The organism is Trichococcus shcherbakoviae (assembly GCF_963666195.1).
Lineage (GTDB): Bacteria > Bacillota > Bacilli > Lactobacillales > Aerococcaceae > Trichococcus > Trichococcus shcherbakoviae.
The window spans coordinates 2,683,374-2,697,551 of record NZ_OY762653.1 but is presented as its reverse complement, the minus strand read 5'-3'; the positions used below and the strand labels follow the sequence as shown (position 1 = coordinate 2,697,551).

Annotated in this window: 15 protein-coding genes, 1 other RNA gene and 1 other annotated feature; of the genes, 4 read left to right on the top strand and 12 right to left on the bottom strand. The window is 46.0% G+C overall.

Features of this window, described 5'->3' with window-relative positions:
* Positions 1 to 131: 131 nt before the first annotated feature.
* The 5 genes from ACKPBX_RS12780 to gshAB all read right to left on the bottom strand — a co-directional run bounded on the left by ACKPBX_RS12780 (position 132) and on the right by gshAB (position 6,149).
* Positions 132 to 908, bottom strand: a complete 777-nt coding sequence (locus ACKPBX_RS12780; RefSeq protein ID WP_086628425.1) for a formate/nitrite transporter family protein — start codon at positions 906 to 908, stop codon at positions 132 to 134.
* 272 nt (positions 909 to 1,180) lie between these two features.
* Positions 1,181 to 1,528, bottom strand: a complete 348-nt coding sequence (locus ACKPBX_RS12775; RefSeq protein WP_319995575.1) for a cysteine desulfurase — start codon at positions 1,526 to 1,528, stop codon at positions 1,181 to 1,183.
* Between the two features lie 54 nt (positions 1,529 to 1,582).
* The gene (locus ACKPBX_RS12770; protein WP_319995574.1) at positions 1,583 to 2,725 is read right to left on the bottom strand and encodes a cysteine desulfurase family protein; all 1,143 of its coding nucleotides are present in this window, start codon (positions 2,723 to 2,725) and stop codon (positions 1,583 to 1,585) included.
* Positions 2,726 to 2,755: 30 nt separating this feature from the next.
* A complete protein-coding gene (locus tag ACKPBX_RS12765) occupies positions 2,756 to 3,847 on the bottom strand; it encodes a hypothetical protein (RefSeq protein WP_319995573.1) in 1,092 nt (363 codons plus the stop codon).
* A gap of 10 nt (positions 3,848 to 3,857) precedes the next feature.
* Positions 3,858 to 6,149, bottom strand: coding sequence for a bifunctional glutamate--cysteine ligase GshA/glutathione synthetase GshB (gene gshAB / locus ACKPBX_RS12760; RefSeq protein WP_319995572.1), 2,292 nt, complete (start codon positions 6,147 to 6,149; stop codon positions 3,858 to 3,860).
* Between the two features lie 190 nt (positions 6,150 to 6,339).
* Here gshAB and ACKPBX_RS12755 point away from each other — a divergent pair, with 190 nt between their 5' ends.
* The 4 genes from ACKPBX_RS12755 (at position 6,340) to ACKPBX_RS12740 (ending at position 8,887) form a co-directional block, all read left to right on the top strand.
* Positions 6,340 to 7,611, top strand: coding sequence for a replication-associated recombination protein A (locus ACKPBX_RS12755; RefSeq protein ID WP_086628290.1), 1,272 nt, complete (start codon positions 6,340 to 6,342; stop codon positions 7,609 to 7,611).
* A 104-nt stretch (positions 7,612 to 7,715) separates the two neighbouring features.
* Positions 7,716 to 7,905: non-coding RNA, 6S RNA (gene ssrS / locus ACKPBX_RS12750), on the top strand.
* Between the two features lie 114 nt (positions 7,906 to 8,019).
* Positions 8,020 to 8,301, top strand: a complete 282-nt coding sequence (locus ACKPBX_RS12745) for an Asp23/Gls24 family envelope stress response protein (protein ID WP_319995571.1) — start codon at positions 8,020 to 8,022, stop codon at positions 8,299 to 8,301.
* A gap of 118 nt (positions 8,302 to 8,419) precedes the next feature.
* Positions 8,420 to 8,887, top strand: a complete 468-nt coding sequence (locus ACKPBX_RS12740; protein ID WP_086628292.1) for a universal stress protein — start codon at positions 8,420 to 8,422, stop codon at positions 8,885 to 8,887.
* Between the two features lie 311 nt (positions 8,888 to 9,198).
* Here ACKPBX_RS12740 and ACKPBX_RS12735 read toward each other — a convergent pair whose 3' ends face one another.
* The 7 genes from ACKPBX_RS12735 to ACKPBX_RS12705 form a co-directional block, all read right to left on the bottom strand.
* Positions 9,199 to 10,389, bottom strand: a complete 1,191-nt coding sequence (locus tag ACKPBX_RS12735) for an acetate/propionate family kinase (RefSeq protein ID WP_319995570.1) — start codon at positions 10,387 to 10,389, stop codon at positions 9,199 to 9,201.
* A gap of 50 nt (positions 10,390 to 10,439) precedes the next feature.
* Positions 10,440 to 11,453 (bottom strand): class I SAM-dependent methyltransferase, encoded by a 1,014-nt coding sequence (locus ACKPBX_RS12730; RefSeq protein WP_319995569.1) that lies wholly within the window; start codon positions 11,451 to 11,453, stop codon positions 10,440 to 10,442.
* A gap of 130 nt (positions 11,454 to 11,583) precedes the next feature.
* The gene (gene rpmA, locus ACKPBX_RS12725) at positions 11,584 to 11,868 is read right to left on the bottom strand and encodes a 50S ribosomal protein L27 (protein WP_068560128.1); all 285 of its coding nucleotides are present in this window, start codon (positions 11,866 to 11,868) and stop codon (positions 11,584 to 11,586) included.
* 34 nt (positions 11,869 to 11,902) lie between these two features.
* Positions 11,903 to 12,238, bottom strand: coding sequence for a ribosomal-processing cysteine protease Prp (locus ACKPBX_RS12720; protein ID WP_086985390.1), 336 nt, complete (start codon positions 12,236 to 12,238; stop codon positions 11,903 to 11,905).
* Between the two features lie 14 nt (positions 12,239 to 12,252).
* Entirely contained in the window at positions 12,253 to 12,561 is a 309-nt protein-coding gene (gene rplU, locus ACKPBX_RS12715) for a 50S ribosomal protein L21 (RefSeq protein ID WP_086628296.1), read from the bottom strand.
* Positions 12,562 to 12,577: 16 nt separating this feature from the next.
* Positions 12,578 to 12,651, bottom strand: a sequence feature (ribosomal protein L21 leader region).
* 194 nt (positions 12,652 to 12,845) lie between these two features.
* Complete coding sequence (locus ACKPBX_RS12710; protein WP_319995568.1) at positions 12,846 to 13,526, bottom strand: amino acid ABC transporter ATP-binding protein; 681 nt, start codon at positions 13,524 to 13,526, stop codon at positions 12,846 to 12,848.
* A gap of 15 nt (positions 13,527 to 13,541) precedes the next feature.
* Entirely contained in the window at positions 13,542 to 14,177 is a 636-nt protein-coding gene (locus tag ACKPBX_RS12705) for an amino acid ABC transporter permease (RefSeq protein WP_086628298.1), read from the bottom strand.
* Position 14,178: the final 1 nt, after the last annotated feature.

Sequence of the window (14,178 nt, the reverse complement as noted above, 5' to 3'; positions counted from 1 at the left end):
CATTATCGCCGATTGGGGCAAGCATCAACCCGGAAAGACGAACAAATCTGCATTTGAACAGTTTTTTATCCGCAGAAGAAAAAACGAGAAGGATCCGCATGTCGGATCCTTCTCGTTTTTGGTTGTACAGCTTAGTCTACGTATACTTCGGAATCTTTGTTCATCCATGCGTACAGCAAACCGATGATCAATCCGCCGCCGATGTAATTTCCGATCATCGCGAAGAACCAGTTCGTCAACACGCTGCCGACCGTCATCCCTGGCAAAGCGCCGCCGAATGCGAAAAACGCAAGGCTGAAGGAAGAGAAGTTGGCGATAACGTGTTCAAAGCCTAAAAATGCAAAAATGAAGATGATGAAAATGGTCGAGAAAAGCTTGCCGGCGTCATCCTTCATATGCGCGCTCACAAATACAGTCGTATTTACGATGACGTTCGCGAAAATACCTTCGGCTACCATCTGTATAGGTGTTTTGAGCAACTTGCCTTCAACTGCATGGAAAAGGAAGTGCTCAGCCGGCAAATCTTGGAAAATGTTCGTGAATGACATGACGAATGAAGCGATTGTGCCACCGATAAGGTTGAATAGAATACAAGCGAATAAAATTGCTAAAGCTCTTTTTGGTGCCAACACCTTGCGGTATATGGCTGCTGTCATATACATCATATTGGATGTACCCAATTCTGTGTTCATGTAATTGATCATGACCAAAGACCATGCAAACATGAATGAGTAGAAAAATTTTCCGCTACCGGGCAGCATATGTTCTGCTTTTTCAGCGACCATAACTGCTATTGATGTACCCAACGTCAAAAACATACCAGCAAGCATACATCTGATGAAATATTTTACTTGTGAAGTCTCAAATAAATGCGACTTCTTTAGGGCGCTTTTATCAACTGTAGTCATGGCTGCGCCTTGATATTTTTGTTCCACTTTCTTCATCTCCCGAATTGTTTGTGCGATTCTGAATAAGTATATCATATTTCATAAGAATTGGAATGAAAAAAATAGCGTTTTATATAATTATATTAATGCACTTATAGTGTGCATCGTGTTTTTTTGGTGCACATGCATCCAAGTGGGTTATGTTTTATATTTTTTTCAAACAAAAAGACCGTCCGTAAGAATTACTCCTACAGAATCGGTCCCTAGTTTTCATCTGTCCTACTATTTTTGGATCACTCCGCCGCTTCAGCCAGGACACCGTTTTCGACCAAACTGTCCAAAATATATTCCAACTGATCTTTCGCAGCCGACATGGTTTTCTTGCCGTAGACATCCACTGTCTGCAATCCGTTGCTCGTCGTTGTGGAAACTTTCAATGTTTTCAGATCGGCAGCGACGACAATTTTCACTTTGATCCCTTGTTTATTCAGCACGCTGTTGTCCAAATCGCGTACCATTTGGAAATTGCCGTTTTTGGTTTCTTCAAAACCATTGTCGCGCAAAGTGTAGCGCTTCACTTGTTCATTCAATCGAAAGGTTTTTCCGGATCCCTTTAAAGATACATTTTTTTCGAATGCCATATGCAGTCCTCCAAGATAACGTTTTCTCTATCATAACACATTTTTTTCTTTCGTTCAGCCGTTCTTGTATTGCTTGTTGTGGATGCTTTGCAGCAATGCAATCAGTGTGTCCGCCTCATCGGCAGTGTTATCCGGTCCGAAAGAAATGCGCAGGGATTCCGTTGCCCGTGGATTCCCCTTTCCGTACATCGCTGCCAATACGTGACTCGGTTCAAGACTGCCGGCTGTACAGGCGGATCCTGCAGCCAGCATGATCCCTTTGAGATCGCACTGGATCAACATTTTATCAGAACGCATGCCGGGCAGCCAGATGTTCAAGATGTGCGGTACCCCTTCAGGATAGACACCGTTGCACTCAAATGGGAGACCGCTCTTTTCAAGTCCGCTCAGGAAATAATCCCCCAGTTCCCGCTTTTTGCGGTTGCTTTCTTTGCGTTCTGCTTCCATCAGAGTGACTGCCTCGGCAAACCCCCTGATGTAGGGCGTATTTTCCGTTCCGCCGCGGTGGTCGTTCTCCTGGCTGCCGCCATGGATGAAATTAGGCAGATGCAGGCTATTTTTGCGGTATAAAAATCCGATGCCTTTGGGACCATTGATCTTATGTGCGGAAACGGACAAGAGGTCGATATGCTGTTGCCCGACATCAATCTGCTCGCTGCCGTATGCTTGAACGGCATCTGTATGGAAAAGGATATGTCTCTCCGCCAAAAATGCACCGATTTCGGCTATCGGATTGATGCTGCCCACCTCGTTGTTCACATACATCAATGAGACAAGGATCGTATCCTCGCGAACCGCATTCTTCACGGATTGCAGGGTCACTTTTCCGGCAGCGTCCACAGGCAGATACGTCACCTCGAAGCCTAACGTTTCCAGATAATTCATCGGATGCAATACCGCGTGGTGCTCCGCTGCTGAAGTGATGAGGTGTTTGCCCTTTCCCTTCAGAGCCAATGCAGTCGGTATGATGGCTGTATTGTTGGATTCGGAACCGCAGCTCGTGATGATGATATCAGCCGGATCTGCTTGGATGGATGCCGCAAAAATTCTGCGCGACTGGTCGATATGCTGTCTTGTTCGTCTTCCCAGCGCGTAGGTGCTGGAAGGATTCCCGTAATCTTCGATAAGCGATTCCTGAATGACAGCCACAACTTCAGGTCGCACCGGGGTCGTAGCGGCATGGTCGAAATAAATCAATTTGTTACCTTCTTTCTTTCGCTAATCTTTCTAGTGTTCAAAATAACTGCTCAGCCAACGGTACAGGCGTATTTCGATGCTGGCATCTGTTTCCGGAGAGGAATCCCGGGCAGTTGCTGGTCCCTGTCCCAGCAATTTCTTCGCCTCTTCAATATCAACACGACAGAAAAACGCATAGGCCGCCCTAATTCTGTTGTTTGCATACCAGTACCTTTTCAACAAAGGATGGGCTAGTATTTGGCTGTGTTTTTCCTCTGCAGTGACGATCCTTCCGAACAACGCATCGCAAAACAACGATTCCATCACATAAATCGGCCAATAGACCGACTCTTTGACTGGGCGATTGGCCGAAAAAGTCTGCAGCAAGTTATCGGCTTCTTCAAAATCCAGTTCCCCTAAAGCGCGGACATAAGCGACCATGTAGAAGTAGTCAACCAGGAAGGTTTTTTGATACTGAGCATCTTTTACGTTTTCGAAATACGCGTCCGGCAAATCCGCAAAAGGGACTTTTTCTTCGATAAGCTGCGCCATTTCCAATTGCTGGAACAAGAGCTTGCGCGCGTGCAAAGATCGGCTTGCTTCCCTCAGCAAAGCTCCATCATTCTGCGCTTTCGGCAGCAGGTTCGCTAAAGCCATCAAGACTGGCACAAGACTGAACAAAACCATCAGGGAGCCTAGCTTCAGCTCCATCGAAAAAGCCGTCCCGTACAGGGTTGCCCCCGTCAAAGCGTTAGCCAAAACACCTCCCAGAAGGTAGCCACGATAAGGCAATTCCGCATAGTCCCCTTTCGGCGGTGCCATCAAGCATTGGCCCGCCAGCACAGGGGAGGCAGCCTGCATATGATGCAGGCTATGATCCGCTTGGCTATATTTGTAACGTCTGACTTGAAAACTGACCAGCCGATAACCGCTCAATTTCCCGAAAAGGAAATGTCCCCCTTCATGAAGAAAAATGTGTACATAGATGGATAAAAACAGGCTAACCGACAGAACGGGAATGAGCAGGGGATCAAAAGACAACAGCTTCCCCCAATCGCTGAATCCCTTCGCGATCAGATATCCGTACAGCATGATGATGGTTATTGAAATGTAGATGGCAATTCTCAGAAATGACTTTTTCATAAAATTCCCCCTACTCTTCCTCCAGATGCATTTCCGGGAACAATAAGCGCAGTATTTCCATCGTCAAACGTCGACTTTTCCCTTGGTATGGATAAATGTGGATCAGCATGGCTGGGTTGAAGTTCGCCTCAATCACCCCGTAGTTTGGCTCCACTTTCGTGGCCGGGACTGAATGGTCCGGGATGATGATATCCACCCCACACACTGCAACACCCAGTGAGGCTGCCATCTGCACAGCCAATTGCTTGTAGCTGTCGTCCATCTGATCTGTGAAATCAATCGAGTCGCCGCCGGTACTGATGTTTGAATTATCCCGCAGACGGACAGTCGTGCCTGCAGGCGGGATACTGTCGAAAGTATAGCCTTGTCCTTGGATCGTCAATTTTTCGAGCTCACCGGTCGCTATCAGTTCCAATGGGGAACGGTGATTTTTCCCGCGGAGACTGTCTTTATTTTTCTCCTCGACCAATTGACGAATCGTGTGGCTGCCGTCGCCTACCACATTGGCCGGCACACGCAGCAATACGGCCTTCGTCTCATTGCCGATGACAAAGAAACGGTACTCGGTGCCGGACAAGTAATCTTCCACAAGCACATCTTCATCTTCTTCAAACGCCATATGGATGGCTTTCTCATAATTCTCAAAGGAAGCACCTTCCTTGAAAATGGAAATCCCTAGACCATAGTTCGTGGACTTTGGCTTGACGACGATGCCTTTCCCGGCAAAGATAGGATAGTCGCGCAAGGCTGCTTCGACAGAGTGGTACTCCCCACTTTCAGGAACCGCGAATCCGTTCTCCGCCAGTATTTTTTTGGTGACGACCTTGTTTTCCATGATCAGCGGGCCGATGTAGCTGTCCTTTGCCGTCATATTGCCGTTCTTCACGTATTCGCGATGGTTCTTGTAGGTCAGCGAGATGAATTGGTCATAACGGTCGAGCATGTTGATTTTCAAACCTTTTTGGATGGCATCGAACATCAGGATCTGCGTGGAGAGTTCCATGTCCTCAAAGCCTCTCAACGCATACGGACGTTTCCAGGCAGCCTCTTTGTACTTTTTGGCCAAAGATGCGGCCCAAGCCGTTTTGTCCTCTCCCGCTTCCAATGCGTTGACCATCTGGCCCGCCACTGTTTTCTCCGGATTGTGGAATGCTTCGATTTTTTCTTTGACGATTGCGCTGATTTTCTCTTCTGCGCCGATCGCTTCCAGCATATCCAGCATACCTTCGAGGACGGACAGCCCTTCCGCTTGGAATGCGGATGGTTGCAGAGGATTCTCCAAAGCAGTGGTGTAATTCATTTCTTTCCCGATTTTCATCTCTTCGTCGTTGGCATCTTGCTCGATCCACAATAAATAGAGCAGGAAATAATGGATGAAGTACATATCCTCTTTATGCATGCCGAACTCAGCAAATGGGTTCAGATCGAACAACCTGAATTCAAGATAGGCGATTCCGTTCGTGAGCAAATCACGCGCTTTGTTGGCCCCCCTGAAACGGACAGTGGAATAAAATTCTTTTTCGGCAATGAGCTTGCCGTTTGCCACCATTTCTTCGATATCCTGCACATAGGCATCAATCGATTCAAAAGAAACATGGACGTCCGCTTTATTGACGTATCCGTATTTGCTGCTGCGGATGCTTCTTGTGTACCTGTCCAGAGGCAAATCGTGCTGTGTTTCTTTTTCGAAGTAGGAGCTGTCGGCTGAAACGGATCCCCCCATAAGGTAGGTCATGATCCATTGGTGACGGATGAAGTTATGCGCCATCTTCAAGTAGACATCCGATTGGAACGCCTTAAGCGTCCCGGCAGACCCGGAAAGCTGATGAAGCTCTTTGATGAGGGCAGGATTCAATTCGAAGTTGAAGTGGATGCCGCTGACCATCTGCTTCTTGTTCCCGTAAACAGAGACCAAGTACTCCCGATACGCCACATCAACCGAACTGTCCAACTTGGCTACTTTGATTTCATCGCCCTTCGGCATGGTCGGCGGGATGCTGCAGGGCAACAGATATTCATCTTCCGGCAAGGACCTCAAGACGACATCATGGATAGCCATCAGCCATTCATGTGTTTCCTCGATTGTCTGCATCGGCGGCGTGATCAATTCCGGTTGGCTTTCCGCAAAGTCAGTCTGTATGTAAGGATGGAAACTGCGATTCCCGAATATTGTCGGGTGGTTTGTCTTGGCAATCGTACCCTCACTTGTTATCCGTTGGCTTTCTTTTTCGATTCCAAAAGAGGCTTTCGAAAATAGTGCCGATAATTTATGTGTTAAAATAATCTCTTTGAAATCTGTCATTATATGCGCTCGCTTTCTGCTTCCAATTTTCAATGTATTCATTATAGCTGTTCTGCTTGTAAATAGTAAAGATGTTGCCTGCCATTCTTTTCAATCAATTTTCACGAATCAGCAAAAAATAACCGGGCGAATGTTTGTTCTTTTTTATGAGATGGCATATAATGGGGAGAGTAAAAAGGAGCGGAGAATAATGAAACAACCTTTAGCATACCGTATGCGCCCCGTCCACATCGACGAAGTCATCGGCCAAAGCCACCTGGTCGGCGAAAATAAAATCATCCGCCGCATGGTCGATGCCAAGATGCTTTCTTCCATGATACTGTACGGCCCACCGGGAATCGGCAAGACCAGCATTGCGAGCGCCATCGCCGGATCGACCCATTCGGCTTTTCGGCAGTTGAACGCCGCCACCGACACAAAAAAAGATCTTCAGATCGTCGTGGAGGAAGCCAAATTTTCCGGACAGGTCATCCTCTTGTTGGATGAAGTGCATCGGTTGGACAAACCCAAGCAGGATTTTCTCTTGCCGCACCTTGAAAGCGGCCAGGTCATCCTGATCGGCGCCACCACCGAAAATCCATACATCAGCATCAGTCCCGCCATCCGGAGCCGAACCCAGATTTTCGAATTGAAGTCCCTGACAACACAGGACGTCATATTGGCGCTGGAACGGGCCATCGCTGACGAAAAACGCGGTTTGGGGAAAGAAAAGATCGTGATCGATGAAGATGCCTTGCTCCATTTCGCCAGGAGCACGATGGGTGACGTGCGCGGTTCTCTCAACGCCTTGGAATTGGCTGCCCTATCCACCAAACCGGATGCAGACGGCACCATCCACATCACCTTGGATATCGCTGAGGAATGTGTCCAAAAGAAAGCTTTGGTCCACGATAAGAACGGCGATGCCCATTACGATGTTATATCGGCATTCCAAAAATCGATCCGCGGCAGCGACGTCGATGCGGCCATGCATTATCTGGCCAGGTTGCTGGAAGCCGGTGAATTGCTGATCGCCTGCAGAAGGTTGATGGTCTGTGCTTACGAAGACATCGGCTTAGGCAATCCGCAAGCAGTTGCCCGTACCGTTTTGGCCGTTCAGGCGGCGGAAAAGTTGGGCTTGCCGGAAGCCCGCATCCCCTTGGCCAACGCTGTCGTCGATCTGGCCCTTTCGCCGAAATCCAATTCGGCTTACCTTGCCTTGGACAGCGCGCTGGCGGACGTGCGCGCCGGAAAGTCCGGCGACATACCGGATAGCCTGCGCGATGCCCATTACAGCGGTGCAAATAAACTGGGCCGCGGCATCGGTTATCAATACCCGCACGATTTCCCGGATCACTGGATCAAACAACAATATTTGCCGGATTCGCTGAAGAATCGCCGCTACTACGAGCCGGCTGCAACGGGCAAATACGAGCAGGCCCTGGCCAACCAATTGCAGCACCGCTTCAACAAAGATTCATGAGTACCATTTGGTAGCGTTTAACCTGTTGCTGCTGTGACGTTTACCGATTAAAATGCTTGTGTTTTGCTTGCCAACTATTGATTAGTATGCTACTATACGTATATAGATTTCTGAGGTGTTCGACATATTCTCAATGTGTTGACCGAACAATTTATTACTACCTTGGGATCCTGTTTATCTCAGTGGATAACACGCCTTATCATTTGGTAGTTAGAGACTGGATATTGGAGCCCACCTGCTTATATGCGGGTTCAAAACTAGTAGAATATACTCACCGGCACCATCGGATTTCTAATAAAGTTTTATACTTTTGGAGCTGCTCTTTGAGCAGCTTTTTTTGCAGACTGGAATATACGGGAAAACGTTTCTTGAGCCATTATCCCGCTATTTCCTTGAGGAGGACACCCTTTGGTAGAAATGTTGATTGCCGTTTTTTCATTATTGCTGGTTTCGACCGGACTTTTCATGACTTTGAAAGGCCCCACTGTCTTTGTGTTGGCTCCGGACCGGATCACCGAACAACAACGCCAACAGATTTGGCTTTTTTTCCGCAATGGCGGAGCCCTATACATGTTGATCGGGTTTCTCTGCTTGCTGACGATTTTCTTCAGGAGCACCCTGCTCTATGCATTTGCTGTACTGGTTGCCTCAGGTATACAGCACTCTTCAGCATCCGCCTGGCCGGCATGATGAAAAATCAGAGCCGCTGACCATTAAATTCCCGGAAAAAATCGCATACGCTTTTATTTTTATGGAAAGTGAAGTAAAATAAACTTGTAAGCGATACTAGTTTAGAGGAGTGGTTAATATGTTTCAAGAGTATAAGAAGATTTTGATACCGGTTGACGGATCCAGAGAATCAGAATTATCCTTCCGTAAAGCAGTGGAAGTGGCCAAACGGAATAAAGCAGCCATCATCATCACTCATATTATCGATACAAGAGCGATACAGACGCCTACAGGTTTTGAAGGCAGTTTTACGGATGAAATCGTCCGCCAATCCAAAACATTGATGGAAGAATACAAAACCTATGCCACTAACGAAGGCATAACGGATGTTCATACCGTCATCGAATATGGCTCACCGAAAGCCATCATCGCGAAAGATTTGCCTGCCGAATATGGCGTGGACCTGATCATGATCGGTGCGACCGGCCTTAATGCCGTCGAAAGACTGTTCATCGGCTCCGTATCCGAGTACGTCATCCGGAATGCACCATGCGATGTGCTGGTAGTCCGGACCGACCTCGAGAATAAACCAAAACCTAAAAAATGATAGGCAGCGGCCTAGCCCCTGTCTCAGAAAAAATTCAACAAAAAAATTCCGTTATGCCAGTAGTTGGCATACCGGAATTTTTATTTTGTAATAAGAATGCATAATATATTTTGAATCCCAAAGTGCATTACCTTTGGTGTTTTACAGGATTGCAAAATGTTCCGTGCAATTATAACGGTTGGCTAGCTTCACGGGTTAGCCCTTCGGAAATTAGACAAATCGTACCTATTGCGCTCTACGATGCTCAGTCGGCACGATTTCCTAAATTTCTTTCAGGGCTGAACGAACCCGTTCCGCTTTTCTTTTTTTTTTTAGCTAAAGCGTACGACGTCGCGAGCGATCATCAACTCTTCATCTGTAGGGATCAACAATACTTTGACTTTTGAATCGTCAGTTGAAATGATTCTTTCAACGCCGCGGACATTGTTCTTTTCATCGTCGATTTTGCAACCGAACCAAGACATGCCATCGATGATGATTTTGCGGGTAGGCGCAGAATTTTCTCCGACGCCAGCAGTGAAGACGATCGCATCCACACCGTTCATGATTGCAACGTATTGTCCGATGTATTTTTGGATGCGATTGTGGAAGATATCCAAAGCAATTTGAGCTTGCTCGTTGCCTTTTTCAGCTTCTGTTTCGACATCGCGCATATCGCTTGATACGCCGGATAGTCCCAACAGGCCTGATTTTTTGTTCAGGATGTCAACGAATTCATTGATATCCGTGATGCCCAATTTGCCCATCAAATAGGCGATCAAAGATGCATCAATGTCACCTGAGCGAGTTCCCATTGTGATACCAGCCAATGGCGTGAAGCCCATGGATGTGTCGATAGATTTTCCACCTTCGACAGCAGTGATGGAACCGCCGTTACCGATATGGCATGTAACGATCTTCAACTCTTCGATCGGTCTGCCCAACATTTCAGCAGCGCGTTCAGCAACGTATTTGTGGCTTGTTCCGTGTGCGCCGTATTTTCTGGCAGCATATTTTTCATAGTAATCCATCGGGATGCTGTAAAGATAGTTTACTTTCGGCATTGTTGTATGGAAAGATGTGTCGAATACAGCAACACTTGTGATTTCAGGCAACAATTTCTTGAATGCACGGATTCCAGTAGCGTTCGCTGGGTTATGCAACGGCGCCAATTCAGCCAGTTCTTCGATTTGTTCCAGGACAAGATCATCCACAAGCGCGGAATCTTTGAAGATTTCGCCGCCGGCAACGACACGGTGGCCGACACCTGTGATCTCATCGTAGCTTGAAATGATGTTTAGTGCTAATAATTGATCCAGTAAGTTATGTACCGCGATCTCATGGTTCGCAATATCTTCCGTTACTTGGAATTTTTCGCCTTCTCCGTGTTTGATTGTGAAGACGGAATCGTTCAAACCGATTCTTTCGATAATTCCGGTTGCAAGAACTTCCTGATCAGGCATAGCGTATAATGTAAATTTCAAGCTTGAGCTACCAGCATTGATAGCGATGATTTTTGACATTTTTTTCTCTCCTTTAAATTGACTGATTTTTCTTATATCTCTAATAAATATTATATCATCTTTGCGCTCCAATTGTGGAAAATATCCAGGAAAGATTGCATCTTTTGTGCGTTTTTAAGATCTGGAATTTCCCCCAAAAGCACTTGTTCAGCTTGAATCGATTTTTCACCATTTTTTTGAACAATAATGATTGATTTTTTCATTCCATTTTTGTGGAACAGATCTTCCGGAAGGCTCAAAAATGCCTGTATATGAACGGTTTCCTTCAACCACCCCATTAACACAGATGTTTTATCTGTTTCAAAAATGTCAGAAGGAACGATAAAGATCCCCCAACCAGATTCTTTCAAATAGTTCACATTTTGTTCAAACATTAAGAAATGCGCAAAAGAATTTCCTTCCGAAAAAGCTGTTTTGTAGTTTTTTGCGCGCTCGTTTACAGGATAATATCCGATTGGAAAATCTGATACCATGACATCGGAAGGCGCAATCAACAGTTCCTGCAGGCTGTCCGAATGGGTGTAATGGATTTTTTCGGACAATCCCATCAAGGATCCGCTGTTCGCCGCTACACTGATCAACAGGTCATCGTTGTCAACTGCTTCCGCAGTCACTTCATTGCCTCTGCTTGCCAAATGCGCCAGAACGATATTGAGAAGATTCCCTGTCCCTGCTGCCAAGTCTGAAACATGCAGTTTTTCTGTCTTATCTTTTTTTATTTCTCCGATGAAATAAGCGATCAGATACGCAATCGTGTCCGGTGTCATTTGATGATTCATCTGGAGCTTGTCTTCTTTCGTTGCTTTGATGAAAGTCAATTGGATGCTCTTGCGGATGATTTCCTTATCCAATGCATCCATGTTCATCTTTTTGTAGAGTCTATTCAATCGTTCGACTGCCTCGTTTGAAGGCAAGCCTTCCACTTGTTGTGCTTTCCCTTCAAAGGAAAGATTTTCCAGCGTTTCGGACAACGCTTCTACATATGAAAGTTCAGCTTCCGTTTGAAGTAATTTGATCGCTTCATCCATTAAACCGAAAAGAGTCTCAACATTTGTTGCTTTCAAGTCGTTCACCGTCCCTTACTTTTTGTTGTTCTGTAAAATACAAAAAAACCTGCGAAGGAAGTGACTAATCATTTGCCCCCGCAAGGTTTTTTGTGTGTATGTAATTGGTTGATCGGCAAAAGTACAAGTATTATTTAGCTGTAGGGTATACAGAAACTTGTTTTTTGTCACGGCCTAAACGTTCGAAACGAACGACACCGTCAACTTTTGCAAATAGAGTGTCATCTCCACCGATACCGACGTTAGTACCTGGATGGATTTTTGTTCCGCGTTGACGGTACAAAATCGATCCGCCAGTTACTGTTTGTCCGTCTGCACGTTTAGCGCCTAAACGTTTAGATTGGGACTCACGTCCGTTGGTAGTAGATCCGCCCCCTTTTTTGTGGGCGAACAATTGTAGATTCAATTTCAACATGTGGTTTGCACCTCCTTATTAAGTAGTACAGTTTTTATTGCATTTTTATGGTCACATAATCCGGATATGTCTGAGCGACATCTTCCAGCGAATAGAATAGATGCTTCAGTAAAATCTGCGTAATGTATTGCTGTTCCGCTTCCCTTTCGGAAAGTATTTCCGCATAGAGATACCCGCCTTCATCATTAGCTTCATCAACAAGCATCTGGTAACCGGCTAAACGTTCAACGCTATTCACAGTTTCGATGGCCAGTACAGAAACAGCGGCACAGATAATATCTTCGCCTGCTACCCCATACCCGGCATGTCCCGTAATCTCGAAAGAGAGCAGGTTGCCATGGTCATCTTCTTTAAATTTCACTTCAATCATGGTTATTCACACTCTTATGCTTTGATTGCGTCAATGATTACTTTAGTATAAGGTTGACGATGACCTTGCTTGCGGTGTGTATCTTTTCTTCTCTTGTATTTGAAAGTAGTTACTTTCTTTTCTTTGCCCTGTTTTTCAACAGTGCCTTCTACAGAAGCACCTGTTACGAATGGAGCGCCAATTTTAGTTTCTTCTCCACCTACAAATACGATTTCATCAAAAGTTACTTTATCACCAGCTTCAGCATCTAATTTTTCAATGTAGATCGCTTGTCCAACTTCAACTTTTAATTGTTTGCCACCTGTTACGATAATTGCGTACATATTCTCTGCACCTCCTTATTTTACTTAGACTCGCCAAACGAAGTGCCCTTTAAGGTCTTATGACTCCCATTCGTGCGGTTGTAGCCGTGGTGCGCACATTTACAACATTAATAGCTTATCAAAAATCCGGCTTCAAGTCAACCTAAATCAAAACATTCGTCAAATAAGGCGCCATTTACTTCACTGCGGACCAAAAATGTTAAACAAAAAACAGGGCAGCTGCCCTGTTTTTTTGTTTGGACTGTCCAATTTTCTGCGGACATGCCCTAGCCTTCACAATATCCTTAACGGTTCTTGACGAATTCACTTGAGGATACGATCCGGGTACCATATTGTTGCCCGAACTCGGTATCATGCGTAACGATCAGAATGCCGGTTCCTCCTGCTGCAATTTCCTGGATCAGCTTTCCGATGCTGTCGGAAGATTCACGATCAAGCGCAGAAGTCGGTTCGTCAAAACAAAGCACGCGCGGATTCAGCATCATCGCCCGGGCGATCGCAACCCTTTGCTTCTGGCCCCCGGATAAAGTCGACGGCATCGCATTCAATTTGTCTTCCAATCCCATTTGTTTCAACAATCCGGCAGCTTTTCCCGCCAGTTTTTCGCGGCTGCCCAATTTTTGGGCAAGTGGCGCCTCCAGCAGATTGTCCAGCACAGTAAGGTTCGGGAACAAAGCGTAATCCTGGAACACCATGCCGATTTTGTTTTGGTAAAGGCGTCTTTTTTTGCGGTCTGCATATTCTGCGCCCTTCAACCCTTGTTTACACAAGACAGCATCCTCAATCGAAATGGTGCCTTGGTCTGTTCTTTCAAGATTATTGAGCAAGCGCATCAAGGTCGTTTTCCCAGTACCGGAACGCCCCACAAGCACAACAATTTCATTGGAATCGATGTGGAATGAAAAATCATCGATTACGGTTATGTCATGATAAGACTTTGTTAAATTCATCGCATTTAATAACATGATTGCCGCTCCCCCCTAAAAGTTCCCTTTGGATTCAAGTTTATTCAGCAGCACCGTAATGACAGCCGTGACGGATAAATAGACGATACCCACTGCCAGGAACGGCACTAACGAAGCATACGTGTTCGCGGCAATCTGCCCTGCCCGCAACAGTTCCCCGAGACCGATGACATAAACCAAAGATGTATCTTTTACTAGCGCAATCACTTCATTCCCTACAGATGGCAATACGATCTTGGTGACCTGTGGAATGATGATTTTGAAAAACCCTCTGACCTTACCGATACCCAACACCGAAATGGCCTCGAACTGCCCTTTCGGGACGGCTGTGATGCCTCCACGGAAGATTTCCGCATAATAGGCGGCATAGTTGATCATATATGCCAGAATTGCTGCCGAAAAACGATCCAACGTAATGCCTATCAGCGGCAAACCGAAGAAAACAAACATCAATTGCAGCAGCAATGGCGTCCCTCTCATGATGAAGACATATAACTGGATCAGAAAACCCAGCCATTTCGGGCCGTAAACCCGGATGACGGCAATCAGAAACCCTAACGGAATGCTGGAGATCCCTATGATGAAGAACAACTTAAGCGTCATCTTCAAGCCGTCAAGCAATGATGGCAGTATCGTCTGTATCAAGTCCATT

Bases quoted from the DNA above. Each gene is read 5' to 3' on its own strand.
- ACKPBX_RS12775 (WP_319995575.1), bottom strand. From the start codon at position 1,528: ATGGCATTCGAAAAAAATGTATCTTTAAAGGGATCCGGAAAAACCTTT.
- ACKPBX_RS12755 (WP_086628290.1), top strand. From the start codon at position 6,340: ATGAAACAACCTTTAGCATACCGTATGCGCCCCGTCCACATCGACGAA.
- ACKPBX_RS12780 (WP_086628425.1), bottom strand. From the start codon at position 908: ATGACTACAGTTGATAAAAGCGCCCTAAAGAAGTCGCATTTATTTGAG.
- ACKPBX_RS12765 (WP_319995573.1), bottom strand. From the start codon at position 3,847: ATGAAAAAGTCATTTCTGAGAATTGCCATCTACATTTCAATAACCATC.
- ACKPBX_RS12710 (WP_319995568.1), bottom strand. From the start codon at position 13,526: ATGTTATTAAATGCGATGAATTTAACAAAGTCTTATCATGACATAACC.
- ACKPBX_RS12705 (WP_086628298.1), bottom strand. From the start codon at position 14,177: ATGGACTTGATACAGACGATACTGCCATCATTGCTTGACGGCTTGAAG.
- ACKPBX_RS12720 (WP_086985390.1), bottom strand. From the start codon at position 12,238: ATGATTGAAGTGAAATTTAAAGAAGATGACCATGGCAACCTGCTCTCT.
- rplU (WP_086628296.1), bottom strand. From the start codon at position 12,561: ATGTACGCAATTATCGTAACAGGTGGCAAACAATTAAAAGTTGAAGTT.
- ACKPBX_RS12735 (WP_319995570.1), bottom strand. From the start codon at position 10,389: ATGTCAAAAATCATCGCTATCAATGCTGGTAGCTCAAGCTTGAAATTT.
- ACKPBX_RS12740 (WP_086628292.1), top strand. From the start codon at position 8,420: ATGTTTCAAGAGTATAAGAAGATTTTGATACCGGTTGACGGATCCAGA.
- gshAB (WP_319995572.1), bottom strand. From the start codon at position 6,149: ATGACAGATTTCAAAGAGATTATTTTAACACATAAATTATCGGCACTA.
- rpmA (WP_068560128.1), bottom strand. From the start codon at position 11,868: ATGTTGAAATTGAATCTACAATTGTTCGCCCACAAAAAAGGGGGCGGA.